The following is a 26,454-nucleotide window of genomic DNA, read 5'->3' as shown; positions in this document are numbered from 1 at the left end:
AACCTTGGCGTTCTCGGAGTGATGCAAAATCAGCAATATTTAGTACTATCCAGTCAATATTTGTGTCTGTTGTAGTGGCTATGTACTTCTTATGAAAGCTCAGTTTGAAAAAGTGGCGTATGCCAACGACAGTTCCTGGCGACTGTTGATTCGCCGGTTGGAGGCGATACCGTTTGAGTGGCACTTCCATCCCGAGTATGAGCTGACTCTGACACTCAATAGCTGTGGAGAACGTTACATTGGTGATCAGATCACCGCTTATGGTGATGCGGATTTGACTTTACTGGGGCCTAATATTCCACATACCTGGCAGTCGAACCGGGTTCTTGACGCTGAGCACCCACATACCGTGTATGTCTTGTGGTTTGATCAGCAGTGGGTCAACGCCGTGTGCCAGCTGTTTCCGGAGTACCGTGCACTGCAGCGTTTAACCACGGATGCGTCACGAGGCCTGCACTTCCCCCCGCAACTGGTCAACGAGTTGTTGCCACACTTTATTGCGCTGGAGTCGGCGTCCTCAGCCAGACGCCTGACTTTGTTATTGCAGATACTCGATGCGCTTAGCCACTGTGGTGAATATGAACTTCTCTGTTCCGGGCAGGAGGGCACGATGGTTGAGTCGGATCAACGCGAGCAGCGGCAATTGAGCCTGTTACTTGAGCAGATTCACGAAGGCTATACTGAATCGTTATTGCTGGAGGATCTTGCTCAGGTGGTGGCCATGAGTGAAAGCACTCTGACTCGCTTTTTTCGCCGGATGATGGGGATGGGCGTTAATCAGTACATCACTCAGGTTCGTTTAGGAAAGACGTGCTCGTTACTGATTCGCTCTGATTGGCCCGTCAGCGTGATTGCGCAGCAATCCGGCTTTGTGAATCAGGCGAATTTTAATCGTCTGTTTAAAAAGTACAAACAGATGACGCCGGGCGGATTCCGGCGTAAGTTTCGTGCCAGTAGCTATGAAAAAAGGCGCTGAACGCGCCTTGTTTACATCCGTACTACGGTAAGAAACCGGCGCGGATAACCGCTCTTGTAGTAATCGGTTTCAGTGACCCCGAAGTGCTTTTTCGATGATGAGCTGTGAATAAACGTCAGCTTCCCGTCATCGACGGAGGTGATGATGCCGGCATGACCGGGTTTACGAATATTTGGATTGGTGCCAGTGAATACGATCAGGTCACCTGGTTTTGCGTCTTTCAGAGACACTTTATTACCATACAGGCTCGGATAGGCCGCCGTGGTACGCGGAATCGTGATGTCAAACTTGTTGTAAACGTATTTGATGTAGCCGGAACAGTCGAACCCTTTGGGTGATGAACCACCCCACACATATTTAGTGCCAAGGAACTCGCGTGCATAGTCGATCATCTGCTCGGTATCTTGCGCTTGAATCTCGGCCAGAGATGGTGACGTGGTGTGTGTTTTGTTAACCGACAGGGTGGCTGGAGGCGTCGCGTTGGACGATTCCCGGCTGGATTGCTCAGGTTGTGTGTTTGCACAGGCATTTAACAGTAAAGCCAGTGGAATAAAAGTCAGGTGATTTAACTTCATAAATTTATTGTACTTTGTCGTTGAAAATGTCATTGAAAAAAGCCAATGTCAGACTCCAATCCTGACGCTGAACAAAACCTTGGTTCGAAGGATGGCTGCCAGAACGCCGCACAATTTACCATAATCTGCCGAAAAAATAACCCGTATGATTGTTAAGGAGTGTGATCAGCGAGATTCCTTCTACCTTTATGGTTACTGACAGCTTAGGCAAAAGAGAAACAGATTGACCACTTTTTCGTCGTTGTTACCAAAAAAGCGCTCAACGAGCGCTTTTTTGGTTTTTATACGGTTATCCCTTGATAAGGTTGGGGAATGTTAGTAACCGTGAGAAGAAAACAGTTGTTGGTGCAGACGCTGTGCATGTCCGTCCGTCAGGGATGATATGTAGTCCGCGATCACCCGCATGCCTGCCGAGTTGTCGCCTGATGACAGCCAGCTTTTTTTCGTGTGTTCCGGCAACAGGCGGTCAGGGTTGGCACTGAAAGCTTCAAACAGGTCCATAATAATCTGCTGGCCTTTGTACTCGACAATCTGCACCTGAGGGATCTGGATGACGTGTTCGCTGACAAAGTGTTTAAACACATCCAAGGCTTTGGCCATGGTCGGTTCGAGATACGCGTTGAAGGCCAGCAGTTCACTGGTAAAGTCGGCTTCTACAGGTTTGACGCGGATGCTGGTCAGCAGCGCGTTGACGATGCCGCCGATGGCGTCTTTGCGTTGGTGGTGCTCGCCGGAAAACAACATATCGCTGACAGACTGGATGTGTTGTTCGAACCAGGGCGCTCCGGTTTCGAGCAAACGAGTGGCGGCGTCCTCCTGCCATTGGTGGCGGCTAACCATGCCGAGTACGATGGCGTCTTCCAAATCGTGTACCCCGTAGGCGATGTCGTCGGCCAGTTCCATGATGGAGCAGTCTATTGATTTAAAGCGGGTTTTGCTGTGTTTAAGCCCGGAGTCACCATCCGAGCGCATCAGGCTCAGCTGGGCCCTATCATGGGGAGACAAAGGCGCCAACACCCAGTCAAAACGCGCTTGGTCGCAATCGTAGAGCCCTTTGGCTGGTGCCCACTCTTTGGCTTTCAACTGGCGCTGATGTGCCACAGGCTGAGGTCGCAAGGTGGCTTGAGTCTGGCTGAGCAGTGCCGGGTACTTAATCAGCCCAAGCAGCGTACGACGTGACAGGTTCATGCCGAAATGTTCCGTGTACGGCTCCAGTTGAGTCACGATACGGAAAGTTTGGGCGTTGCCCTCAAAGCCACCATGATCGCGCATCATATAATTGAGCGCCACTTCGCCGCCATGACCATAAGGGGGATGGCCGATATCATGGGCCAGACAGAGAGAGTCGATCAAGCTGTCCGACGGGAGTAAGTCGCGAAACTCTGGCTGCTTCTTCTTCAATTGTGCCACGATGCCAGTGCCAAGCTGCGCCGCTTCCAGCGAATGGGTCAAACGGGTGCGGTGAAAATCGTTCATGCTGGCGCCGTGCACCTGAGTTTTGGCCTGCAGACGGCGAAAGGCGGCGGAGTGAAGAATTCTCGCCCGGTCACGTTGATACGGCGTGCGGTGATCGTCACGGCGAATTTTATGTTCGTCATCGTGTCGTTGCTGCCACATAGGGCTGATGTCTACCTTCACACCTGTGTCTCCCGATCTTATCTATTTGTTTTTACATTAATAGCTGTTAACTGATTTCGTCCAGAGATAATTCAAAACTTGGGGCAAAGGTGTTGAGAAAATAGTCCATTTCATCACTGCGGCGCTGGTGAAGTGTGACATCAAGGCGCTTCTTCGCCAGTGCATACTCGTGATTGCCCGCGCTGAGTTCTTCTAGGCATTTGAGGTAGGCACAGATGGTGTCCGCTTGTTTCACGATCGCCGCTTCTTGCGGATTGGCTTCGGTGGAGATCAGGTAGGGGGCAAAATCATCACGAAATTCGTCCGGTAACATCGAAAGCAAACGGTGTTCAGCCGCCGCTTCGATTTTCTTGTACTCTTTGGCGATATCCGGGTTGTAATATTTGACTGGCGTTGGCAGATCACCGGTAAGCACTTCGCTGGTGTCGTGGTACATACCGAGCAGTGCGATGCGCTCAGGGTTGAGTGTACCGCCGAATTTTTTATTTTTTATCAGTGCCAGCATGTGGGCGACAAACGCAACCTGGAGGCTGTGCTCGGAGATATTCTCGCTCGACACGGAGCGCATCAGGGGCCAGCGCTGGATGAGCTTCATCCGGGCAAGATGAGCAAAAAAATGACTTTCTTTGGCTTGGCTTTCTGTCATAGCAACAAACATCCTTGCTGAGAATGGGGCCGAAATAGCAACGGGCACACTTTTCAGTGTAGAAAAGTGTGCCCGACTAGCATACCAATGAATATCGGCAATCGATACTTACTGGCTGTAAGTTGACAGGAATTTCTCAAAACGGCCAATGGCCAGCTCCAGATCTTCCACGTGTGGCAGGGTCACAATGCGGAAGTGATCCGGTTTGGGCCAGTTAAAGCCCGTGCCTTGGACCAGCAATACTTTTTCCTGAATCAGGAAATCGAGCACCATTCTCTGGTCATCTTTGATGTTGTACATCTTGGTGTCGATTTTCGGGAAGAGGTACATGGCGCCTTTGGGTTTCACGCACGATACACCGGGTATCTGGTTGATGAGTTCCCAGGCTCGGTCACGCTGTTCCAACAGACGACCGCCTGGCAGAATCAGCTCATTGATGCTCTGATAACCACCTAGTGCGGTCTGGATCGCGTGTTGCATCGGGACGTTGGCACACAAACGCATCGACGCCAGCATATCGAGTCCGGCCACGTAGCCCTGCGCCAGATGCTTTGGTCCGGTCAGGAACATCCAGCCACCGCGGAAACCGCACACCCGGTAGGCTTTTGACAAACCGTTAAAGGTGACGGTCAGGACATCCTCCGTCAGCGTGGCGATGGAGGTGTGCGTGGCACCGTCGTAGAGTACTTTGTCGTAAATCTCATCGGCAAAAATGATCAGTTTGTGCTGACGGGCGATCTCGATCACTTCCAGCAGAAAGTCGCGACTGTAGACAGCGCCGGTCGGATTATTCGGGTTGATCAACACAATACCGCGCGTTTTCGGCGTGATTTTCTTCCTGATGTCATCCAAATCTGGATACCAGTCGGCTTGTTCATCACACAAATAGTGAACCGCTTTACCGCCAGACAGAGCCACAGCCGCTGTCCACAACGGATAATCCGGTGCCGGGACCAGCATTTCATCGCCGTTATTCAGCAGTGCTTGCATCGCCATGACAATCAGCTCCGACACGCCGTTGCCGACGTAAACATCTTCGACATCCAGGCTGCGGATGCCTTTTTTCTGATAATGCTGCACCACGGCCTTGCGTGCAGAGTAAATACCTTTGGAATCACAGTAACCTTGTGACGTTGGCAGGTTGCGGATGACATCAACCAGGATCTCGTCAGGGGCATCAAAGCCAAATGGGGCAGGGTTGCCGATATTCAGCTTCAGTATTTTATGCCCCTCTTCTTCCATGCGCTTAGCATGTTTGAGTACAGGACCCCTAATGTCGTAGCAGACATTATCGAGTTTTGACGACATCCCGATATTTTGCATTGTGTAATTCCTGAAAATTGTTGATTTACTTTATTAAACTACATCAAAATGATTTTTTTTAGAATATAAATCTGAAATAAGTGGTGGTTTTAGAAAGCGTTACAGAGGGACCTATCACAGGATTCTGCAAAAGATAGGGTATACCCTTGATCTCTATAAGGTCAGCCAATAGAGTAGCTTTCTAGTAATCCCCAAGCTTTCTGGCGTCGAGGTCGATTTGTCACATTTTCATCAAGCCTTAACTGAACTCATTGAACGCGTAAAGGATGCGAAAGACGGCCAGAACCGTCTCGTTCAAGTTTTGCAGGAGAAACCCAACTTCGCGTTTATTGACTGGCTTGACGCTCAGCCGATTTTTCCTAAATTTTTCTGGCAATCCCGAGATACCCGGGAAGAAGTGGTGGCGCTGGGGCAATTGCACACGTTTTCTGATCCGGCACCTGCTTATTCGATTTTGGGGCAAGATCAGCGTGTTTGGGGCGGACGTTCGTTTGACGGCCAGACCCCCAAAAACCGGCGTTGCATGTCATCGTTTTTCTTTCTGCCTCAGATAGAGTTGATTCGCTTTGATGAACAGTGGTCGTTGGCGGTCAATCTGTCTCATGAACCACACCGTACTTTGGCCAGCCTGCGTAAACTGCAGCTTGATGTCGCGCCTTTGCCACCTATTTCTACTCATATCGACTCGATCACGCACACGCCTGATCAATCCGGCTGGACCACACTGGTGGGGAAAGTGTTACAGGGGATTGAGGAAGACGCGTTCAAAAAAGTCGTGTTGGCACGCCAGACGTGCGTGGCTCTCGATACTCCGATACACGCAGCTCAACTGTTGAAAGCCAGCCAAGCCGAAAATCATCACAGTTTCCACTTCATGCTGGCACTGGATGCCCAGCACTGCTTTATCGGCTCGACGCCCGAGCGGCTTTACGCCCGTACGGGGCAGGAGTTACAGACCGAAGCATTAGCGGGCACGATTGGCCGGGGTATCAATGCGGCTCAGGATATGGAGCTGGCGAACTGGTTGACTCAAGACGCTAAAAACCTCAACGAAAACCAGTACGTGGTGGATGACATCATTGAACGCCTGGCTCCTCACTCGCAAGACGTCCACGTTGAGCAGGAAGCGCGTCTGGTGCGTTTGCGTAAGGTGCAACATCTTAAGCGCAGCATCCACGCGCACCTGAATCCTGGGGTTAATGGCGTGCAATTGCTGGCGGCGCTGCAACCGACGGCCGCCGTCGCCGGGTTACCACGTAAGCAGGCTATGGATTTTATTCAGCAGCATGAGCCGTTTGCCCGTGGTTGGTATGCCGGATCTATGGGCTATATCAGTCATCAGCAAGCGGAATTTTGCGTGGCGATTCGCAGTGCGCTGGTGCTGAAAAATCACATTCAGCTGTTTGCTGGTGCGGGGATTGTCCCGGGTTCGGTGGCCGAGCATGAATGGCAGGAGCTGGATAAGAAAATGTCGACGTTGTTGTCTCTGCTATCGGATAACCCACCGCTGGGAGTCGCGTCATGAGTATCGATCAGGCGGTCATCAACCGCATTTGGTGTGAGACGCTATTAGAAGAGTTGGTGCGTTTTGGGGTACAGGACGTTTGTGTCGCGCCGGGTTCACGCTCAACCCCTCTCACTCTTGAAGCGCAAGCGCATCCACAGCTGCGCTTGCATACCCACTTTGACGAACGCGGGCTGGGTTTTCTTGCACTCGGGCTGGCGAAAGCCAGTGACCAGCCAGTGGCCGTGATCGTCACCTCAGGTACGGCGGTGGCAAACCTGCTGCCGGCGATCGCAGAGTCCGGACTGACCGGTGAGAAGCTGGTACTGCTGACGGCGGATCGCCCGCAGGAGCTGGTCGGTTGCGGGGCGAATCAGGCGATAGAGCAGCCGGGGATTTATTCTTCTCATGTCACGGCAGCCCTGAATTTACCCAGTCCAACTCTCAATACCTCGCTCAACTGGCTGCTGAGTTCTGTGGATCAGGTCATGCATCAGCAAGCTGGCAGTGAAGGGGCGGTTCACATTAACTGCCCGTTTCCTGAGCCGCTCTATTCGCAAGGGGATAAACGCGACTATCAGGCGTATTGCGTGTCCGTCTCTAGTTGGCGCGTCAGTCAGCAACCCTATACGCAGCAACATCGATATTTACCAGAGTCGGTAGCGGTGTCTGATCTGCCACAGCGTAAAGGTGTGGTGGTGGTGGGCAAGCTGACGGCAGCGCAAGCAGAAAAAGCGGCACAGTTTGCCCATCAGTTGGGGTGGCCAATACTGTGTGACCCACAGTCGGGGATCAGCAGCGCTTGGGCGCATTATGACTTGTGGTTACAAAATGAGAAGTTTGCAGCGAAAATCAGTGAATGTGACACGATTGTCCAGTTTGGGGCGAGAATTGTATCAAAACGTCTGAATCACTGGATTCGCCATCAGGTGACGAACACTACGTGCTCTTATCTGTATGTTTCTCCCAGTGCGCAGCGCAATAATCAAGACCATTTGCCACAACAACAGTTTGTTTGTCAGATTGACGACTGGATCGACACCCAACTCGCGCAATGCCATCCGCTGAACGCGGCTCACGCAGGGTGGGCAGATGAGTTGCACAGCGCTTCGGAGGCGTTGAGCTCGTTAGCTCAGTTACACCTCAGTGGTGAACACAGTTTGAGTGAGATCGCACTGGCACTGGATATCGCTGAACGCAGTCGTTTCCGACAGCTGTTTTTGGGTAACAGTTTATTCGTGCGTTTAGTGGATATGTTTGCCACGCTGGATGGTCGTCAGGTCTGGACCAATCGTGGCGCATCCGGTATCGATGGGCTGGTGGCCACGGCGGCCGGAGTGCAACGTGCGACCCGATCTCCACAGCTGATGTTTATTGGTGATACGTCACTGCTGTACGATCTGAATTCACTGGCATTACTGACCCATAACCCAACCCCGCAAGTGATGGTGGTGACCAACAATGACGGAGGGGCTATCTTTGACTTGTTGCCTGTCCCTGCGGCCCAAAAGCGTGAGCTGTATCAAATGCCACACGGGTATCAGTTTGAATTTGCCGCGAAGCAGTTTGGCCTGAACTATCAACGGGCGCAAACGCTGGCCGATTATCGTCAGGCGGTGGAACAACACTTCGCCAGCGGCGAGGGCACATTGCTTATTGAAGTTCAGACACCGCCTGATCAAGCATCGGCTCAACTAAAACAGTTTGTCCAGCAAGTCCATGCTCTATAACCAGTTTCATCACCGCGTCGGCCAGTCCCAGGTTCCCGTTCTGGTGTTCCTGCATGGCTTGCTTGGCAGCGGTGAGGACTGGGCAGCCTGTTTGCCACATCTTCATTATTCTTGTTTAACGGTTGACTTACCGGGCCATGGTCAAAGCCGTACGCGTATCTGCGAGGGGTTTGATGACTGCTGCGCGCAGATCGTAGCGACACTCACCGCCACTTTACCGCTAGGTACCCCCATCGTGATGGTTGGGTATTCGCTTGGTGGCCGCGTCGCCATGTACGGCGTTGCAAGTGGTGCTTTTCACGCCCTTAATTTGAAAGGGCTGCTCATTGAAGGCGGAAATTTTGGTCTCCTTAATGACGATGAGCGGCGAGCGCGCTGGGACAGCGATCAACGCTGGGCACGACGATTTGAGCAAGAACCGATTGCGCAGGTATTGGCCGATTGGTACCAACAAGCCGTATTTAGTTCACTAAATTATGAGCAAAGACAAATTTTGATCACTCGACGTAGTGCTAATCTTGGTGGGGCGATAGCGGGAATGTTACGTGCTACTTCGCTGGCCAGGCAGCCATACCTGTTGGATGCATTACGACGACTGACACTCCCCATCCATTACATTTGTGGTGAGAAAGATGAGAAATTCAGCGCGTTAGCGCTCAACAGTCAGCTCTCTTTCTGCCAGATTGCCGGAGTCGGCCATAATGTGCATCAGGAAGCTCCGCACGCCTTTGCGCAGGCGATAAGTGCGCAACTGAATTCAATTGTGCTCACTTGATGTGAGCCATCACAGAACAATGGGAATCACCATGGCTAAAACAGTAGGCATCACCGAAGAAGAACTCTACGCACCGGTTAACTGGCATGATTGCAGCGGTCATTATGAAGACATTCATTATCACAAATCTGAGGATGGCATCGCTAAAATCACCATTGCCCGACCTCAGGTACGCAATGCTTTTCGCCCTCAGACAGTGCAGGAGATGATTCATGCTTTGGCGGACGCGCGCTATGATTCGGGCGTTGGGGTGATCATTCTGACTGGCCTTGGTGAAGACGCGTTTTGCTCGGGAGGCGATCAGAAGATCCGTGGTGACTACGGCGGCTACAAAGACGAGTCGGGCACTCATCACCTCAATGTACTCGATTTCCAGCGTCAGATCCGCACGTGTCCGAAACCTGTGATTGCCGCCGTTGCTGGCTGGGCTGTGGGCGGTGGTCATGTTCTGCATATGATGTGTGACCTGACGATTGCGGCCGACAACGCACAGTTTGGTCAGACCGGTCCGAAGGTCGGCTCGTTCGACGGCGGTTGGGGGGCCTCCTACATGGCGCGCATCGTGGGGCAGAAGAAAGCGCGTGAGATCTGGTTCCTGTGTCGTTTTTACGATGCTCAGGAAGCGCTGGATATGGGCTTGGTGAATACCGTGGTGCCACTAGCAGAACTGGAGCGAGAGACCGTACGCTGGTGCCGTGAAACACTGCAACACAGCCCGATGGCACTGCGCTGTCTGAAAGCAGCCCTGAATGCTGACTGTGATGGTCAGGCAGGTCTGCAGGAGCTGGCGGGCAATGCGACCATGATGTTCTACATGACGGATGAAGGTCAGGAAGGGCGCAATGCCTTCAACGAAAAACGCCGTCCGGATTTCAATAAGTACCCTCGCAATCCTTAATCGTGCTGCATACGTAGCAATAAATGGCTGGAACAAACGGTCATATAACGAAAATACCCCTCCGGCTGTAGCCGGTGGGCCAGCGTAAGGATTGGGAAGGGATATGAGATCAGCCAAACTGTATCGTTATCAACTGCCGATGGATAGCGGGGTTATTCTGCGGGATAACAAATTAACGCAACGCATCGGATACATTGTCGAGTTGACAGAAAATGGCGTCACCGGCCGAGGGGAGGTGGCACCACTGCCAGGCTTTAGCCATGAAACCCTTGAACAGGCGGGTTTAGACGTTCAGGCTATGGCCGAACTTTGGGTGCGCGGTGAATCGTTTGACTGCGATCAGCATTGCCCGTCAGCGGCACTGGGTTTTTCCATGGCAGAGCTGGAGTTAAACGGGGTGTTGCCTCGCGAGGGTAATTATCTGGCGGCACCGTTGTGTACCGGGGACCCGGATGAGCTACTGCCCGTTCTAGAGCGAATGCCGGGTAAGAAAGTCGCCAAAATTAAAGTGGGCCTTTACGAAACCATTCGTGACGGCATGTTGGTGAATCTGTTTCTGGAATCCATTCCGGATCTCACCCTACGTTTGGATGCCAACCGGGCATGGACACCGGAAAAAGCACACCAGTTTGCCAGCTATATCGCTCCGTCGTTGCGTCAGCGGATTGCGTTTCTGGAAGAGCCTTGCCTGCAACCTGGTGACAGTCTCTCTTTCGCTATCGATACGGGGATTGCTATTGCCTGGGATGAAACACTCCAGCATGCGGTGCAACAAAGTGACTTCCGTTTGGAAGATCTCACCGGTGTGAAAGCGATGGTGATCAAGCCGACTTTGATTGGGTCGGTTCAGCGGTGTATCCGCTTGATTGAACGTGCGCGAGAATTGGGCATTCAGGCTGTTATCAGCTCGAGTATTGAGTCGAGCCTTGGTCTCACCCAACTTGCGCGTCTAGCGAAGTGGCAACTCCCGGATGAAGTACCAGGGCTTGATACTGTTCGTCTGTTTCAGACTCAGTTGGAACAAGGCTGGCCGGGGTGCGATTTGCCGGTGGTGCCATTACACGAACAAGCCTTGTTGTGGCAGTCATGACACTGTCCTCTCTGGTCTCTCAGTGGGCTCAAAAGAGCCCGCTTTCTATTGCATTGCAAACGCCCGAGCGCAATTACACCTGGCAGCAACTGAGTGACACCATCCAGGGCTATGGCGCCGGTTTGGCGGCGCAGAGTGTGAAGAGCGGTGATGTGGTGACGCTGGTGGGCAAAAATAGTGCCGCCATGCTGCTGTTGTTTCTGGCTTGTCTTGAACGTGGCGCCGTGACAGCGTTTACCATGCCGCAGCCGTTGGACATGCTAAAGGCCAAGCTGGAAGTGTTGTACCGCAATCAAGACGCATCAGCGTTGTGGCTCAGTCCGGAAGTGGTGGCGGAGTACACCTCTTTTGAACTCAACCAACTGGAACAGCGTACTCGAAGAGTGAGCCTACAACGTGGTGAGGCCAGTTCTGTGGTACTGGGCGCTGGGCGTGAGCGTCTGGCATCCATTGTGTTTACTTCCGGGTCAACCGGTATGCCGAAAGCGGTCGCGCATACCTCACAGCAGCATCTGGCTTCGGCAGCCGGGCTGCTGGAGGCATTTTCATTTCAGCGCGATGATTGCTGGCTATTGAGTTTACCCATGTACCACGTCTCCGGTCTGGCCATTGTTTATCGCTGGCTGTATCGCGGAGCGTGTCTGAAAATCGGGCAGGGTAACCTGAGCGAGGATATTCAGGGCGCGACGCATGCCTCTTTGGTCGCTACGCAACTGCGCGGTTTACTCGACAGCGAGCAGACACTGGCGCTGACCCATGTGTTACTGGGGGGGAGTCATGTACCGCTTAGCCTCAGCCAGCGCGCAGCGACGATCGGCATCGAAACCTGGCTTGGTTATGGTATGACGGAAGCCGCCTCGACTGTCACGGCCAAACGTATTGATAATATTGTGAGCGCAGGACGGGTGTTACAGCTCCGGCAAGTGATGCTAGATGGGCAGCGTATTTACATTGCCGGAGAGACATTAGCTAGTGGTTACTATCATCAAGGCGCGCTGACTCCAATTCGACAGCAATCCGGATGGTTTGACAGCCGCGATCTTGGTGAGTGGGTGGGGGATGAATTGCGGATCATCGGCCGCGCCGATAATCTGTTTATCTCCGGCGGAGAAAACATCCATTGTGAGGAGATTGAGGCGGTTCTGGCCAGGCATCCACAGGTGAATCAGGTGATCGTCGTGCCAGTAGAGGATGAGAAGTTTGGTGCTCGCCCGGTGGCGATTGTGCAAAGTGACGCCAATGTGAATGAACTGGATCTCGCCAGTTGGATGTTGGGTAAGACTGAGAAATTCAAGATCCCCGATGCGTTCGTCGCGATGCCGCAGCTGTCGATGAGTGGCATCAAAATCTCGCGTCAAGCGATCAAAAGCTGGCTGTCTCGTCAACCGGGTGGCTATCTGGTTATTTGATAGTCCAAAACAGAATTTAAGCTCGATATAACCCTGATTCATAATAAGTGAAGTTTATTGACTTCAGGGGAATAAGACATGGTGCGTATTATTCTGGTTTTGGCGGTACTGATGCAGCTGTTTGTTGCGACCCAGACGCAAGGCTTGATCCGCTCGGTGGTCGAGCTGTCGGCGTTTTTACTGGTTGTGGTACTAATGCTCAATGCAAAGCGTCGGTCACCGCCAGTCGGACATTAAGCCCACATCAGCCAGCTCAGTGAACTGACTGAAATGGCGATCCACAAGCTCACCCCAAACAGCAGCGGTTTCGGTCCGGCTGATTTCAGGCGGTCGATGGAAATACCACACCCGATAAAAAACAGACACACCACCAACGCCTTTTTAGCCAGCGCGAAAATGCCGCTATACCACACATCAAATTGCGGCCACATATCGCTGACAAAAATAGCGACACAATAAAACACGATAAAGTATGGAATAGTGACTTTCTTCGAGTCGCTGCGAAACAGCCACGCACTGAGTAACGCAACCGGAATGATCCATAACGCACGCGCCAGCTTGAGAGTCGTAGCCGTGGTCAGCGCTTCCTCGCCATACGCGGACGCCGCCCCCACCACCGAAGACGTGTCATGAATGGCGATGGCCGCCCAGGTGCCGAAAGTATGTTGGTCGAGATGCAGCGCATGACCAATCAGTGGAAACAAAAACAGTGCTACTGAATTGAGGACAAATACGGTCGCCAGTGCCAGGCCAATTTGTTCATCATTGGCTTTGATGGCCGGTGCGACAGCCGCAATGGCACTGCCGCCACAAATCGCCGTTCCGGAGGCGATCAGATAACCGGTCTTGCGGTTGAGGCCGATGGCGCGCGCAGCGAACCAGCCGACCACCAGAGTACCGACAATGGTGGCGATGATCAGGCCAATGCCATCAGAAGTGACCGCCAGCGCTTGTTGAAACTGAATCCCGAAACCCAGCCCAACGATTGAGTAGGCGAGCAATTTCTTGGTCACTTTGGCCAGCGCAAATTCTTTCGGTACCAGACCGAGGCTGGAGAGCAGAAAACCGAGCACCAGAGCTGACGGTGACGATACATAAGGGGTCAGGCATACAAGAATAAGCAACCAGAAAGGTAACTGCTGAAGGGCTCGGTTCATGATCGGTAAAGTTAAGGAGTTGAACGCTCTAGTCTAGCGGAAGCGTTCGGATCAATCTGTCTTAATCAATTGAATGAGCGTTCAGAAAAACTGAACGCTCATGGCCTATTGCTACTTCCAGTCGCCTCGCAGCGCGGCGACCTTGTCGAACATCAGCTGTGTCGTCGCTGCTTTGGGCTCAACCGGTGAGCCGGCTTCAATTTCAATCCTGGCCCGGAAGCGACACGGTATTCCTTTGCAGGCTCGACCTTTGTAACGGCTAAAGTAGCTGCCCCACATTCCTTTGAGCGCCAAAGGGATCACGGGAACCGGACTGCGTTTGAGGATCAGATCCATGCCGCGCAGGAACTCATTCATTTCACCATCAGAGGTCAACCGACCTTCTGGGAAAATGCACACAATGTGCCCGTCACGCAGCGCTTGTTCCACGTCATTAAACGCCCGGCGGATGGAATTTCGCCGGCTGGCCGAAATTGGAATCACTCCCGCGCGTTTGAGAAACCGTCGGGCAGGGCGGAAGTTGGCGTAGTCTTCTTCCATGACAAAACGAATCAGTCGCGGACATACGGCACTTAGCAGCAGCGCATCCATATAGCTGACGTGATTGCATACCAGTAGGGCTCCGCCTTCCTCTGGAAGATGATGAAGATTCTTATGTCGAACCCGGTACATGGTGTGGGTCAGCATCCACACTACAAAGCGCACCACGAAAATGGGGACCTGTAAAAACAGATACGCAGTAACGAGGAAGTTGAGCACCGCCAACAGGATAAACAGTTGCAGAATGGACATGCCCAGCACGGTCAGACAAACGATGCCAAGTACTGCGCTGCCCACCATAAGTAATGAGTTGTAGATGTTGAGCGCCGCGATGACCTGAGCACGCTGCTCGGGTTTGGCGCGCTGCTGCATCAGAGCATACAAAGGCACAATGAATATCCCGCCAGAGACGCCAATCAGCAACAAATAAACAAACACCGGCCACAAACTTCGTTCACTGACAAATTCTGAAAAAGAGGTAAATTGCGGTAGGTATTCAGGGACCGCACTGGCCATCAGGTACCCGAAGATGGTGATACCAAGGCTACCAATCGGTACGATGCCGACATCAATGCGGTGATTAGACAGTTTGTCGCAGGCCATTGAACCGGCTGCGATGCCGATGGAAAACAGCGCCAGCAGGAAAGAGACCGCGCTTTCGTTGCCGTTAAGGTGAATTTTGGTGAAGTTGGGAAACTGAGTCAGATAAGCTGCGCCGAGAAACCAGAACCAGCTGATTGCCATCAGTGAAAGAAAAATCACCCGATCTGACCTAGCAATGGCGATGGTCTGGCGGGTTTGTTTGATGGGTTGCCAGCGAAACTTGAGATTTGGATCCGCGGCGGGGGCGTCAGGAATGTAGCAACTGGCCAGATAGCCGAGCACGGCAAACAATACCACGGCGCCTGCAGCGACGTATTTGGCATTATCAGCCGAGGCAATTACGCCAGCTCCGAGTGTGCCAAGCAGTATCGCCAGAAATGTCCCTGTCTCCACCAGGGCATTACCCGGTACTAGCTCCTGCTGTTTTAGCTGCTGTGGCAGCAGCGCATATTTCACAGGGCCGAAAAATGCCGATTGAGTGCCCATTAGGAACAATAGCAGAAGTAAAATACCGTAACTTTCGGTGATAAAACCGATGGCACCGAGACACATGATCAGAATTTCCGCGAGTTTGACTTTGCGGATAAATGCGGACTTCTCGTATTTATCGGCCAGCACCCCGGCGCTGGCGGAGAAGAGAAAGAATGGCAGGATAAACAGGCCCGCCGCCAGGTTGATAAACAGGTTACTGGATACGGGCAGCACGTTAGCACCGGCGAACGCAACGAAGAGTAGCAGAACGTTTTTAAAAATGTTGTCGTTAAACGCGCCGAAAAACTGAGTGACGAAGTAGGGCAGAAAGCGTCGCTGCCCGAGTAGAGACGTCTGATGATATTGTGGCATTGCCTTTCCCTGAGCTTACCAGTTGGCCAGATAATTGGAGAGTAGATTCTCGATTAACTCTTTTCCATCAATGGGTTCTGCGGCAAAAAATTTATCGTCGACACTAAGCAGAGTAATTCCATGTACTCCGGCCCATAAAACCCGGCTGGCCTGCAATACTTCTGAGTCAGTGCGATGTGGTGCCAGCACTTTCAGTAAATCTTCCAGCATTCCAGTCATGTTATCGATTCGTTCCGCCTGCCACTGTGGCAGATCGTCGCCATTCATATTATGTTCGAAAATAAGCTGCCAGCGATGTGGGTAGCGCTGGGCAAAATCGTGATAACAGTAGGCCAGATCGTACAGAGCCGCTTGAGGATCCCGGCTGGCTGACATCACGGTACGGGCTTCGCCCGCCAGCTCATCCAGTGTTTGTGCCACCGCGTGTAACAACAGCAGGTTGTAGTTACCGAAAACGTTAACCAGAGTGCTTGGCACATAACCGATCATATTGGCGATTTTGCGCAGGCTGAGTTCATGATGTGAATGATCATTGAGGAACACCTTAACGGTGTTAAGTGTCAGAGCAACAAGCTCTTCTCTGGTGTGGTCGTTTCGTCGTGCCATTTCAGTTAGTCTTTAAAGAACATTGTTCAATAATTCTATGTTAGCAACAAACCGATCTGCAACTCATACCGTCGTATTTTGCAATATTCTGATACATGTATTCTGTCTGGCATGGTTTCTTCGCATAGTTTCTGCGGCTATTATTAACTTGCCTCTATAAACTTCAAAGGAAGAGCATGAAACGTCTTTTTACCCTGGTCGCATTCTTGATGGTATCGGTAGCGATAACACCAATTGCGGAAGCGAAAAAATTCGGTGGCGGTAAGTCTTTTGGCAAAAGCTACAAGACGGCGCCAGCGCCAAAACAACAACAGCAAAACACCAACACCCTGAGCAAAGATCAGAGCGCAACCAAAAGCGCGAGTAAAAAAGGTCTGATGGGTGGTCTTCTGGGTGGCCTGTTAGCGGGTGGCCTTCTGGCCGCGATGTTTGGTGGCGCATTTGAAGGTATCCAGTTCATGGATATTCTGATTATTGGTCTGGTGGCTTTCCTGTTATTCAAACTGATGCGCGGTATGTTGGGCGCGAAACAGGGTAGCATGAACCAGCATCGTCAACAGCCGGCGTTTGGTGGCAACACCAGTCAGTTCGAGCAACCAAATGTGCACAATTTTGAGCAACAGCCAAACACCAACGCAGGTGGCTTTGGTTTTGGCGGCCAAACGGACATTCCGCACAATTACCCTCCAGGTTTTGATCAGGCAGCCTTCCTGAACGGTTCGCGCGAGCACTATCGAATTTTGCAAGGTGCATGGAACCATAATGAACTGGACAAGATTGAAGAATACGTCTCACCGAGCCTGTTTGAGGATCTCAAAGAAGAGCGTGCCAAACTTTCAGGTGAACAACATACTGATGTGATGTACGTAGACGCAGAAATCGTCCGCGCTGACTACGACGCGAACAAAGCACAATTGAGCTTGCAGTTCAGCGGTCGTTACCGTGACGCAGTGGAAGGTATCGAAGAAGAGATCGAAGATATCTGGCATTTAGAGCGTGATTTGACCGCCCCTAATGCGCCATGGTTGATTGTGGGTATTCAGGGGTAATTTTCTCTTTATCCTGCAGTAAAACGCCCAGCTTCGTACTGGGCGTTTTTGTATCGAAATTCTGCTCTGCTTGACGCATACTAAAGGCATGCACTAATCAAAGAAAGGAAAGTAAAGTGGCTGAATTCAAATATAAAAACTTGTCACAGCAAGAACAGGACAAACTGGACGCGGCGGTATTTCGTCGTTTGTTGTCTCATCTGGATGACAACAAAGATGTCCAGAATATCGATCTGATGATTCTGGCTGGATTCTGTCGCAACTGCTTTAGCAAGTGGTATAAAGCTGAAGCCGATAACCAAGGTATGGATTTGGATATCGATGACGCGCGTGAACGCGTGTATGGCATGACATACGACGAGTGGAAAAAGAACCACCAACCTCCTGCGACACCAGAACAGTTGGCAGCCTTTGACGCGCGCCAGAACAAAAAATAATCTTCGCCCCGGCATCCGTCCGGGGCGTATCGTTTTCAGCTTACAACGAAATCAACGGTGGCAACGGCGTCAGATCTATTAAAGGCCGGGTTGTGTTTGGTTGTTGGCCGCCAAACAGAAACAGTGGGCTGAATGTCTCGCGGCGCAGCTGATTGATGTCAATCAGGTGGCTCAATGCGTAAAAGCGACTGACATAAGTTTGTGTTTCCTGAGGCAAGGTAAGCTCTGGAAAGCTGCGGCTCCCGGCGGCTTTGATGGCTCTGGCTACCCGTCCTTCTCCTGCGTTGTACGCCGCTAAGGTGAGTGCCATATCACCGTCGAATTTCCGGTAAAGAAAGGCCAGGTAGCGAATGGCTGCGCGGGTACTGGCGTCGGTATCAAAGCGCTGATCCTGCTGAGCGGTGACCGTCAGACCAAAACGTTGTGCCGTTGCTGGCATGAGCTGCCACAATCCGGCTGCATTGGCGTGAGACACGGCTTTCGGATCGTAGGAAGATTCCAGCATTGGCACCAGTGCCAGTGACACAGGTAAGGTTTGTTCTTCCAGTTGATGGAAAATCTGCTGAATCAGCGGGCTGAACTGCTCCAGTCGCTGTTGGATATGGCTCTGATAGGGCGTCAGGATGCGTAGTTGCTGTTCAATCGACTGACTGGAGGGCGATGCAAGGCTGGCGACAGGCGCCGCCAGCATAAGGAAGAAAAGTGGATGCAGCCACCTGACTTTGAATGGCCAAAGCAAGAGGAACAACGGCTGCAACCTGAAACGGGTCATGCGGAGGGAAATGTCTGCTCTTGGTATGTGTGTTGTCCCGGAGACACCAGTTGTGACAACATCTCATGAAATGCTGCCGAGCTTTTGCCATTGTTCTGGTTGCACTGCTGACATTCATCCACCAACTGATGCAAACTCTGCCACTGACGAGTTGCCTGGTTACGCAAGGTTGTCGGCAACACTTTGAGCAGAGATTGAACCCCTTGTTCACTGGCTGGCAGGCCAAGGCTTTCCATGCATTGCGCGCGTTGCTGCGCCGATTGGCTCAATTGATTGAGAATCGGCACCTGTTGGCGAATGTTTTCACTCAGCTCCGGGCCATTAAATGCCAGGTATAGGGTCTGTTGTTTTTTCAGCAGGGGTAACAACTGATGATACAGTTTGATGTCATCCCCGACTGAACGGAAAAAGGTCTGAATGCGTTGCGACTTGGTCTGCGCCATTTCTCGCTCCTGACGAAAAGGTGAGGGTTAGTCTGTTATTCGTGGCCTGTATGGAAACGCATGACGGCCTGTGACAGAGCATGCGTATCCAGGCTCAGTTCACCGCGCACTAAGGCGTTTCGAACCTGTTCAACTTTGGCCATGTCAACGTCTGGCAGAGCAGCCAGTTCACTCTGAGCTTTATCCAGCGCGGCGGTATTGGCGTTAAACTGCGCGGCTTCGGGTGAACGTGGCGCAGGCGCTTCCAGTGGTTTTTTACTCGCCTGACTGAAGTCGGTCTGTGGGACGTGACCGCCCGCGACTTTGTCGATTTTCATGCTGGTTATCCTCAATCATCACTAGTTACACATTAGTGGCGACCATGTGTAGGCTGGCATTAAGTGTTTTGCACGTTTTTTTGAAAAAAACGCGCGACGCGAAGATATGTACCTGATTTTTGGCGCTACTGACGAGCGCCAAAGCTCAAAAGTGATAACCTGAGTCCAAATTCAGAATTGGGTATGGACCTGATTCAAACCGCTGACCACCGCCCGTACGACCTTACCTGAGCGGCTGTTTTCCACGTCGATTTGCTCACCTTTTCCTCCGTCTTCCAGTGCCACGCCCCGAGTGCTGGCGGTAAATCCGTCTTTGGTGGCGATGATCACCACCTGATTCCCTTTTTCAACCAGTGGGGGCGCATTCAGCAAGCGCGGATTGAGTATCTGTCCAGAGCGTATCCGACGTTGGGTCTGCAAGCCTGTTGCGTTGGCGATGGCAGTGAAGAAGCGATCATCGCGGCTTAAGGTACGTTGTTCCAGTTTGAGGCTCTGGGCCGTGACGGTTTGGTCGCGGCCGATGGCGGTTTCCGTGACCACTACATCCAGCGTTAAGCTGGCTTTGATGGTGACATTGAGGCGCCAGTTGTTGTCCGTGTCTTCACAACTGACAGAGCGTTTGAGATTGCCGACGGGCACAGATTGATGATCCCGGCCGCTGATCACCAGCTCACTGGCGCACTGCGGTAGGTGGTTGGCTGATCCGGGAACCCAGATTTTGTAGTCACTTTGATAAGGTCCCCAGTCATTGATACTGGCGTACTGTGCCAGCTCTTGTTCATAGGTATGGGCTACCTCCTCACGCAGACTTTGCTCACTCATAGTCTTGCCATGGGCCGGGGCCAACCAGAGTCCGCCTGTGAGAGTCAGCAGCAGCGCTATGGAGGAAGTTTGAGGCTTCCTCCCTGCGAAAGTTGTTTCCGTGAAGCGGAAGTCGCACTTCCTTCCTTTTTTATAAATCATTGATATTACTTGTTTTATTTTATGGCACGCATCTTGTTTCAGTGTATGGGTATTCGAGCCGACTGTAAGGAAAGATGCATGGCGATAAGTTTTGAAAATGCGTTAGGTGTACACCCGGAAGCACTGAACTTTCGCGTTCAGCGTACCAAAGTCCTGGCCAGTAACCTAGCAAATGTTGATACCCCGGGGTATCAGGCCAGAGACCTCAGTTTCAATACTGTGATGAGCAGTATGTCACCCGGAAACGTGAATAAACCGGTGCCGAAACTGCAGGTGTCGGCTCAGTATTCGATTCCATATCAGAACAGCAAAGACGGCAACACTGTTGAGCTGGGTGTGGAGCAAGCCAAGTTCACTCAAAACAACATGGACTTTCAGACCAGCCTGACGTTTCTCAACATGAAGTTTAATGGCCTGGCGAAAGCGATCGAGGGACGATAATCATGTCATTCACTGATATCTACTCCATCGCCGGATCGGCGATGACAGCGCAAACCGTGCGTCTGAACACCGTGGCCAGTAACCTGGCTAACGCAGACGCCGTGTCTGCAAATCCGGATGATGCGTATAAAGCACTCAAGCCGGTTTTTGCAACCGTTTACGGCAAAACCCAACTCACGGCTAACGAGAGCGTGTATCCCAACGCGGAAGTACGCATCGTCGATGTGGTGAAAAGTTCGGCTGAGGCGGAGAAACGTTTCGAACCGAATAATCCGTTGGCCAACAGCGAAGGTTACGTTTACTACCCGGACATTGATGTGGTGTCGGAAATGGCCGACATGATGTCGGCGACCCGCAGCTTTGAAACTAACGTGGAAGTGTTGTCCAACGTCAGAAGCATGCAGCAGGGTCTGCTCAAGTTAGGGCAGGGCAGTTAATGAGCATCGCACAATACACCGCGCTCAGCGCGGACTCACCAACGAAGAATAATGCGGCGGATGCGGCAATTGCCTCGAACCCGCAGGACATGAACAGCGCGGCATCACTGGAAAACGAGTTCATTTCTTTGATGGTGGCGCAGATTCAAAACCAGGATCCGCTTAATCCGTTAGACGGTACCGAGTACGTCAGCCAGTTGGCGCAATTCTCTCAGGTACAGAGCATGGAGAACATGTCTGGTTTGATGCAAAACAGCATGGTGTTGCTCGACAACATGCAAGTGCTGTCGACTGCGGGTCTGGTCGGCCAGACTGTGTACGTCTCATCCAATGAGTTTGACCTCACTGACGGTGTTCAGAGTGGTAAAGTTCAACTGGAGCATGCGTCCAACCAGGTCACGCTGGTACTCAAAGATGAGTACGGGCAAGCCACTAAGGTGCCGCTTGGCGCGCACACTGCCGGTGAAGTGGATTTCTCGGTTAACCCGCAAGAGCTGGGCCTGAAACCGGGCAAATACACGGTCTCGGTTGATGTCCAGGACGGTCAGAGCCGTCCGAATGTGTTGCTGGCCGGCCAGGTCGAGCAAGTTCGTATTCCTAATACAGGCGGTGCAGCGATGGTCAATGTGGCCGGCGTGGGCAGCGTACCTTTCTATCAAATTACACAGTTTGGCGCATAACCAAATAAAGGAAACAAGAGGTTAGTCATGAGTTTCAATATCGCACTAAGTGGCCTGGATGCTACCAATAAAGAATTAAATACCATCAGCCACAACATTGCCAACGCATCAACGTACGGCTTCAAAGGCGCGCGTACAGAGTTTGCTGCGGTTTACAACGGCATGCAGCCAGGCGGGGTAGAAGTTGCTGCCATCTCACAGAACTTCGACAAGAACGGTTCTGTGTCTGGCACGGGTCGTTCTATGGACCTGGCGATCAACGGCAGCGGCTTTTTTGTCACCAAAGACACCATGGGTCAGACACTGTATACCCGTGCTGGCGTCTTCGGTACGGACAAAGACAACTACGTTGTTGGTAACACTGGTGCAAAACTGCAAGGTTACAGCGTGGATGGCAACAACAACCTGCTGACCGGTTCAACCGGTGACATCAAAATTTCTACTTCGTCTCTGAACGCCAAAGCGACGGACAAACTCGAGTTTGTGGCCAACTTTGATGCCAGCGCGGATGTTGTCGATCAAACCGCCAACCCGTTCAGCCCGAATGATCCTAGCTCATTCAACTCGTCTTACACCTCAAAAGTGTACGACTCTCTGGGTAACTCGCACACGGTGACACAGTACTTCACCAAGACCGCAGACAACACCTGGGAAGTGAATGTACAGGTGGATGGCAGCGCGACGCCAGTGACCACTCAGGCGATGACCTTTGATGCAGACGGCACTCTGTCTTCACCAACGGGTACCTTTAACGTCAGCTTCCCGGCAGCGGGTGCCAATCCGGTCAGCGTTGATCTCAGCCTGGCGGGCAGCACTCAGTTTGGCGCGGCATTTGGCGTCAGCACCAATAACCCGAACGGGTACACCTCAGGAGAACTGGCGGGCGTGCGTGTTGAAGGCAACGGTATGGTGTATGCGACGTACACCAATGGTCAGTCGCAACTGCAAGGCCAGGTGATTCTGGCGAACTTTGCCAACCCTCAGGGCTTGTCGAAAGTCAGCGGCACTGCATGGACACAGAGCTACAGCTCAGGCGCGCCAGTGATGGGCGTTCCGGGCAGCGGTACGTTAGGTGATTTGACGCCGGGAGCGCTGGAAGGTTCTAACGTTGATCTCACCAGTGAGTTGGTCAGTCTGATGACCGCGCAACGCAACTACCAGGCGAATGCGAAAACCATCTCCACCAATGACAAACTGACCCAGGCGTTATTTAACGCAGTTTAACGAGGCTTCACATGGATAGTTTGTTATTTACCGCCACCTCGGGCGCCAGCCGGGTTCTCAAAGCCCAGCATGTTCGCTCCAACAACTTGTCCAATGCGGACACGGCCGGTTTCCGTGCCGATATGGAGCGAGTACGCAGCGTACCACTGCACGGTTCTGGTTTTGATGGCCGCACTATGGTGGCGACCAATTCGGCCATGACCCGATTTGATGCTGGCGACATCGTGAAAACAGGTCGCCCGCTGGACGTCGCCATCATGGGTGACGGTTACCTCACCGTACAGACACCGGAAGGGCAGGAAGCGTATACCCGTGCCGGTAACATCGAAGTGGATAACTTCGGTGCTTTGTATGTCAACGGATTCCCGCTGATGGGCGACAACGGCCCGCTGATATTGCCGGATTACCAGAAAGTGGAAATCAGCGAGCGCGGCCAGGTATCGGTGATTCCACCGGGCGGCGGTGCGGAATTGGAAGTGGGCCGGTTGAAATTGGTCAAGCCGCCGATGGAAGAGCTGCAAAAAGAGAGTGACAGTTTACTGCACAACGTAGCGGGCGTGCCGTTTGAAGCCGATGAGACGGTGCAACTGGCGCCGGAGCACATTGAAGGCAGTAACGTGTCTGCCATTGATGAGCTGCTCACCGTGATGTCACTGACACGGAACTTCGAAATGCAAATTCGCATGATGAAGACCGCAGAAACACTGGCTCAGGCCGGAAACAAATTGATGAGCGCGCGTTAATTCGCGCGTCCGTAAGGAGAACAAACGATGCATTCAGCATTATGGGTAAGCAAAACCGGGATGGCGGCTCAGGACACGAAGATGACCGCTATTTCCAACAACCTGGCGAACGTAAACACGGTTGGTTTCAAACGTGACCGCGTGGTGTTTGAAGATCTGTTTTACAGCATTCAGCGCCAGCCTGGTGCACAGGTCGATGAAATCAACCAACTGCCAACAGGGGTACAACTGGGTAGTGGTGTACGTGTGGTCGGCACGCAGAAAGTGTTCACGCAGGGCAATACCCAAAACACCAGCCAAGAGCTGGATCTGGCCGTCATGGGCCAGGGCTTTTTCCAGATCGAAAATTCAGACGGACAGATCATGTACACCCGTAACGGCCAGTTCCACGTGAACTCGGAAGGTCTGATGGTGAACAGTCAGGGCCTGCCGCTGGAACCGCAAATTCAGATCCCGGACAACGCGATTTCAGTGTCGGTTGGGGTAGATGGCACGGTCACAGCGACCACTGCTGACGACCCGGCGCCACAGGAATTGGGTCAGATCACGCTGGCAAAATTCATTAACCCGGCCGGTTTGGAAGCACTTGGTGGCAACCTGTTCCGTGAAACAGAAGCCAGTGGTCAGGCGGATGAGCTGATCGCCGGTGAAGATGGCGTCGGTGCCATTAAACAGGGAGCTCTGGAAGGTTCGAACGTACAGGTCGTAGAAGAAATGGTGGACATGATCACCACTCAGCGTGCCTACGAAATGAACGCCAAAGTAGTATCAGCAGCGGACGACATGCTTAAGTTCGTCGCTCAGTCAGTGTAAGTAAAGTGGTGATGATGAAGGATAATGCAATGAAATGGCTTTCTAAAAGTTGGACAGTCGCGGTCATACTGCTGGCCGGCTGTGCCGGACGTCAGGAATTTTTACCGCCGGAGCCGGATACGCAAGAGTACGCGCCACCCACGCTGGATTACTCTTTGCCCGAAGCCCAACATGGCAGCCTTTATCGTCATCAGTACACCATGACTCTGTTTCAGGATCGTCGTGCCTACCGGGTCGGCGATATCCTGACGGTGGTGTTATCAGAAGAGACGCAATCGAGCAAAAAAGCCGGCACCAAATACGGCAAATCGTCCAACGTGAATTTTACCGCGCCGGTATTTGGTGCCAAAACCATTGATGATCTGGGTGTGAGTGTTGATGCTGATCGTGGTTTCGATGGCAGTGCCTCGAGCTCGCAAGGCAATAAGCTCAAAGGTGCCATCACGGTGACCGTGCACGAAGTGCTGCCTAACGGCGTATTGCGGATTCGTGGCGAAAAATGGATTCGCCTCAACCAAGGGGATGAATTTATTCGCCTCAACGGGATTGTGCGAGTGGATGACATCAGCCGTAATAACCAAGTCTCTTCACAGCGTATCGGTGATGCGCGCATTACGTATTCCGGCCGTGGCGCACTTGCAGACAGCAATGCCTCCGGTTGGCTGACTCAATTCTTTAACAGTCCATGGGTGCCATTCTAATGCAACGAATTCACGTATTTTTCGCCACTTTTCTCATGGTGCTGAGTCTGGGTACATCGGCGACGGCTCAGGCTGAGGTCGAAATTCCAATCATGGATTTGGTGGATGTTCAGGGCATCCGCGAAAACCAACTGGTGGGTTATGGTCTGGTGGTTGGCTTGGACGGTCAGGGTGACCGCAACCAGGTTAAATTTACCGCTCAGTCGGTCACCAATATGTTGCGCCAGTTCGGCGTGCAGATTGATGACAGTATGAACCCGAAACTGCGCAATGTGGCGTCGGTCAGTGTGACGGCAACGGTGGATCCGATGGCCGGCCCCGGTCAGACACTCAATGTGGTGGTGTCATCGATTGGTGATGCCAAAAGCCTGCGCGGCGGTACGCTGCTGTTGACGCCTCTGCGGGGTATTGACGGCGAAGTTTATGCTGTGGCGCAAGGTAACGTCGTGGTGGGTGGATTGTCCGCTGAAGGCCGCAGTGGCTCTAAAGTGGCCGTGAACACGCCGACGTCTGGCCGTATTCCTAATGGTGCGACACTGGAGCGTGAGATCTCCAGTGATTTCAACCAGCGAGAGCAGATCACACTGAACCTGCGCAAAGCCAGCTTTACCACGGCCAAGAACATCGCGCGCAAAATTAACCAGACGTTCGGTCCTAATGTGGCGGTCGCGGTGAATAACGCTCGGATTGACATGCGTGCCCCGCAAGACTCACAACAGCGCGTCACCATGATGTCGATGCTCGAAGAGATGAGCGTCACAGAAGGGCGGAAGCCAGCGCGTATCGTGTTTAACTCTCGTACCGGCACAGTCGTGATCGGTAAGAGCGTCAAAGTCAGCGAAGCGGCGGTCAGCCACGGGAATCTGACTGTGAGCATTTCCGAGTCGCAGCAGGTCAGCCAGCCGAATGCGTTTGCTGGTGGTGACACCACCGTGGTCGATCAGTCCAAAATCGACATCAGTGAAGATCAGGCGCAAATGGTGGTGTGGCCACCGGGTACGGAACTGAACACGATCGTCAGCGCGGTGAACAGCCTGGGTGCGACGCCGACCGACTTGATGTCAATCTTACAAGCGTTGCATGAGGCCGGAGCGCTGAATGCCGAGCTGGTTGTGATTTAA

General features: G+C 52.5%; 29 protein-coding genes. 18 read left to right on the top strand and 11 right to left on the bottom strand.

Annotated features, from left to right (window positions below; all coding sequences use genetic code 11):
- The first annotated feature begins 91 nt into the window (after positions 1 to 91).
- A complete protein-coding gene (locus CAG64_RS13400) occupies positions 92 to 976 on the top strand; it encodes an AraC family transcriptional regulator (protein ID WP_161457374.1) in 885 nt (294 codons plus the stop codon).
- 11 nt (positions 977 to 987) lie between these two features.
- Here CAG64_RS13400 and CAG64_RS13395 read toward each other — a convergent pair whose 3' ends face one another.
- From CAG64_RS13395 to CAG64_RS13380, 4 genes are all read right to left on the bottom strand, one after another.
- Positions 988 to 1,551 (bottom strand): C40 family peptidase, encoded by a 564-nt coding sequence (locus CAG64_RS13395; protein WP_021704263.1) that lies wholly within the window; start codon positions 1,549 to 1,551, stop codon positions 988 to 990.
- Positions 1,552 to 1,866: 315 nt separating this feature from the next.
- Positions 1,867 to 3,168, bottom strand: a complete 1,302-nt coding sequence (locus CAG64_RS13390) for an anti-phage deoxyguanosine triphosphatase (RefSeq protein WP_040902275.1) — start codon at positions 3,166 to 3,168, stop codon at positions 1,867 to 1,869.
- A 67-nt stretch (positions 3,169 to 3,235) separates the two neighbouring features.
- Complete coding sequence (gene yfbR, locus CAG64_RS13385) at positions 3,236 to 3,835, bottom strand: 5'-deoxynucleotidase (RefSeq protein ID WP_021704261.1); 600 nt, start codon at positions 3,833 to 3,835, stop codon at positions 3,236 to 3,238.
- 108 nt (positions 3,836 to 3,943) lie between these two features.
- Entirely contained in the window at positions 3,944 to 5,158 is a 1,215-nt protein-coding gene (locus tag CAG64_RS13380) for a pyridoxal phosphate-dependent aminotransferase (protein ID WP_021704260.1), read from the bottom strand.
- A gap of 217 nt (positions 5,159 to 5,375) precedes the next feature.
- Here CAG64_RS13380 and CAG64_RS13375 point away from each other — a divergent pair, with 217 nt between their 5' ends.
- The 7 genes from CAG64_RS13375 (at position 5,376) to CAG64_RS23640 (ending at position 12,801) form a co-directional block, all read left to right on the top strand.
- A complete protein-coding gene (locus CAG64_RS13375; RefSeq protein WP_161457612.1) occupies positions 5,376 to 6,683 on the top strand; it encodes an isochorismate synthase in 1,308 nt (435 codons plus the stop codon).
- Positions 6,680 to 8,392, top strand: a complete 1,713-nt coding sequence (gene menD, locus CAG64_RS13370) for a 2-succinyl-5-enolpyruvyl-6-hydroxy-3-cyclohexene-1-carboxylic-acid synthase (RefSeq protein WP_161457613.1) — start codon at positions 6,680 to 6,682, stop codon at positions 8,390 to 8,392. Before CAG64_RS13375 ends, menD begins: the two co-directional genes overlap by 4 nt.
- Positions 8,382 to 9,167, top strand: a complete 786-nt coding sequence (menH, locus tag CAG64_RS13365; RefSeq protein WP_161457614.1) for a 2-succinyl-6-hydroxy-2,4-cyclohexadiene-1-carboxylate synthase — start codon at positions 8,382 to 8,384, stop codon at positions 9,165 to 9,167. Before menD ends, menH begins: the two co-directional genes overlap by 11 nt.
- A gap of 31 nt (positions 9,168 to 9,198) precedes the next feature.
- Entirely contained in the window at positions 9,199 to 10,065 is an 867-nt protein-coding gene (gene menB / locus CAG64_RS13360) for a 1,4-dihydroxy-2-naphthoyl-CoA synthase (RefSeq protein ID WP_021704256.1), read from the top strand.
- Between the two features lie 103 nt (positions 10,066 to 10,168).
- Complete coding sequence (menC, locus tag CAG64_RS13355) at positions 10,169 to 11,155, top strand: o-succinylbenzoate synthase (protein WP_161457615.1); 987 nt, start codon at positions 10,169 to 10,171, stop codon at positions 11,153 to 11,155.
- Positions 11,152 to 12,564 (top strand): o-succinylbenzoate--CoA ligase, encoded by a 1,413-nt coding sequence (gene menE / locus CAG64_RS13350; RefSeq protein WP_161457616.1) that lies wholly within the window; start codon positions 11,152 to 11,154, stop codon positions 12,562 to 12,564. The genes menC and menE overlap by 4 nt, the downstream gene beginning before the upstream one ends.
- A 78-nt stretch (positions 12,565 to 12,642) precedes the next feature.
- Complete coding sequence (locus CAG64_RS23640; RefSeq protein ID WP_202599388.1) at positions 12,643 to 12,801, top strand: hypothetical protein; 159 nt, start codon at positions 12,643 to 12,645, stop codon at positions 12,799 to 12,801.
- Here the strand turns inward: CAG64_RS23640 and CAG64_RS13345 are convergent.
- The 3 genes from CAG64_RS13345 to CAG64_RS13335 all read right to left on the bottom strand — a co-directional run bounded on the left by CAG64_RS13345 (position 12,798) and on the right by CAG64_RS13335 (position 16,313).
- On the bottom strand, positions 12,798 to 13,721 hold the full coding sequence (locus CAG64_RS13345; RefSeq protein WP_161453978.1) for a YeiH family protein: 924 nt from the start codon (positions 13,719 to 13,721) through the stop codon (positions 12,798 to 12,800). The two genes, CAG64_RS23640 and CAG64_RS13345, sit on opposite strands and share 4 nt — an antisense overlap.
- A 111-nt stretch (positions 13,722 to 13,832) precedes the next feature.
- Positions 13,833 to 15,707 (bottom strand): MFS transporter, encoded by a 1,875-nt coding sequence (locus tag CAG64_RS13340; protein ID WP_021704251.1) that lies wholly within the window; start codon positions 15,705 to 15,707, stop codon positions 13,833 to 13,835.
- A 15-nt stretch (positions 15,708 to 15,722) separates the two neighbouring features.
- Entirely contained in the window at positions 15,723 to 16,313 is a 591-nt protein-coding gene (locus CAG64_RS13335) for a TetR/AcrR family transcriptional regulator (protein WP_021704250.1), read from the bottom strand.
- Positions 16,314 to 16,489: 176 nt separating this feature from the next.
- Here CAG64_RS13335 and CAG64_RS13330 point away from each other — a divergent pair, with 176 nt between their 5' ends.
- Together CAG64_RS13330 and CAG64_RS13325 are read left to right on the top strand one after the other, a co-directional pair.
- Complete coding sequence (locus CAG64_RS13330) at positions 16,490 to 17,362, top strand: Tim44 domain-containing protein (protein WP_161453977.1); 873 nt, start codon at positions 16,490 to 16,492, stop codon at positions 17,360 to 17,362.
- 116 nt (positions 17,363 to 17,478) lie between these two features.
- The gene (locus CAG64_RS13325; RefSeq protein ID WP_021704248.1) at positions 17,479 to 17,799 is read left to right on the top strand and encodes a DUF1244 domain-containing protein; all 321 of its coding nucleotides are present in this window, start codon (positions 17,479 to 17,481) and stop codon (positions 17,797 to 17,799) included.
- Positions 17,800 to 17,839: 40 nt separating this feature from the next.
- On the opposite strand, the gene CAG64_RS13320 is transcribed toward CAG64_RS13325, so the two are convergent.
- The 4 genes from CAG64_RS13320 to flgA form a co-directional block, all read right to left on the bottom strand.
- Positions 17,840 to 18,490: a lytic transglycosylase domain-containing protein gene (locus CAG64_RS13320; RefSeq protein ID WP_161457627.1), complete on the bottom strand. Its 651-nt coding sequence runs from the start codon at positions 18,488 to 18,490 to the stop codon at positions 17,840 to 17,842.
- A gap of 77 nt (positions 18,491 to 18,567) precedes the next feature.
- Positions 18,568 to 19,014, bottom strand: coding sequence for a flagellar protein FlgN (flgN, locus tag CAG64_RS13315; protein WP_021704246.1), 447 nt, complete (start codon positions 19,012 to 19,014; stop codon positions 18,568 to 18,570).
- Positions 19,015 to 19,049: 35 nt separating this feature from the next.
- The gene (gene flgM, locus CAG64_RS13310; protein ID WP_021704245.1) at positions 19,050 to 19,331 is read right to left on the bottom strand and encodes a flagellar biosynthesis anti-sigma factor FlgM; all 282 of its coding nucleotides are present in this window, start codon (positions 19,329 to 19,331) and stop codon (positions 19,050 to 19,052) included.
- A gap of 171 nt (positions 19,332 to 19,502) precedes the next feature.
- Complete coding sequence (gene flgA, locus CAG64_RS13305) at positions 19,503 to 20,294, bottom strand: flagellar basal body P-ring formation chaperone FlgA (protein ID WP_161457617.1); 792 nt, start codon at positions 20,292 to 20,294, stop codon at positions 19,503 to 19,505.
- A gap of 78 nt (positions 20,295 to 20,372) precedes the next feature.
- On the opposite strand from flgA, the gene flgB reads away from it, so the two are divergent.
- The 8 genes from flgB to CAG64_RS13265 are packed head-to-tail and all read left to right on the top strand — an operon-like array spanning position 20,373 to position 26,454.
- Positions 20,373 to 20,735: a flagellar basal body rod protein FlgB gene (gene flgB / locus CAG64_RS13300; RefSeq protein WP_021704243.1), complete on the top strand. Its 363-nt coding sequence runs from the start codon at positions 20,373 to 20,375 to the stop codon at positions 20,733 to 20,735.
- A 2-nt stretch (positions 20,736 to 20,737) separates the two neighbouring features.
- Positions 20,738 to 21,172 carry a flagellar basal body rod protein FlgC gene (flgC, locus tag CAG64_RS13295; RefSeq protein WP_021704242.1) on the top strand — a complete coding sequence of 145 codons (435 nt, stop codon included), beginning with the start codon at positions 20,738 to 20,740 and terminating at the stop codon, positions 21,170 to 21,172.
- Positions 21,172 to 21,852 carry a flagellar hook assembly protein FlgD gene (flgD, locus tag CAG64_RS13290; protein WP_161457618.1) on the top strand — a complete coding sequence of 227 codons (681 nt, stop codon included), beginning with the start codon at positions 21,172 to 21,174 and terminating at the stop codon, positions 21,850 to 21,852. The genes flgC and flgD overlap by 1 nt, the downstream gene beginning before the upstream one ends.
- A 27-nt stretch (positions 21,853 to 21,879) precedes the next feature.
- On the top strand, positions 21,880 to 23,076 hold the full coding sequence (gene flgE / locus CAG64_RS13285) for a flagellar hook protein FlgE (RefSeq protein ID WP_161453975.1): 1,197 nt from the start codon (positions 21,880 to 21,882) through the stop codon (positions 23,074 to 23,076).
- Between the two features lie 11 nt (positions 23,077 to 23,087).
- Positions 23,088 to 23,819: a flagellar basal body rod protein FlgF gene (locus tag CAG64_RS13280; protein WP_161457619.1), complete on the top strand. Its 732-nt coding sequence runs from the start codon at positions 23,088 to 23,090 to the stop codon at positions 23,817 to 23,819.
- Between the two features lie 27 nt (positions 23,820 to 23,846).
- Complete coding sequence (flgG, locus tag CAG64_RS13275) at positions 23,847 to 24,632, top strand: flagellar basal-body rod protein FlgG (RefSeq protein ID WP_021704238.1); 786 nt, start codon at positions 23,847 to 23,849, stop codon at positions 24,630 to 24,632.
- 29 nt (positions 24,633 to 24,661) lie between these two features.
- The gene (gene flgH, locus CAG64_RS13270) at positions 24,662 to 25,333 is read left to right on the top strand and encodes a flagellar basal body L-ring protein FlgH (RefSeq protein ID WP_021704237.1); all 672 of its coding nucleotides are present in this window, start codon (positions 24,662 to 24,664) and stop codon (positions 25,331 to 25,333) included.
- Complete coding sequence (locus CAG64_RS13265) at positions 25,333 to 26,454, top strand: flagellar basal body P-ring protein FlgI (protein ID WP_161457620.1); 1,122 nt, start codon at positions 25,333 to 25,335, stop codon at positions 26,452 to 26,454. Before flgH ends, CAG64_RS13265 begins: the two co-directional genes overlap by 1 nt.

Origin of the sequence: Vibrio sp. V38_P2S17PM301, from assembly GCF_009904845.1 — a bacterium.
Classification (GTDB): domain Bacteria; phylum Pseudomonadota; class Gammaproteobacteria; order Enterobacterales; family Vibrionaceae; genus Vibrio; species Vibrio proteolyticus.
The sequence above is the reverse complement of the archived record's forward strand: the minus strand, read 5'-3'. Positions and strand labels throughout refer to the sequence as shown.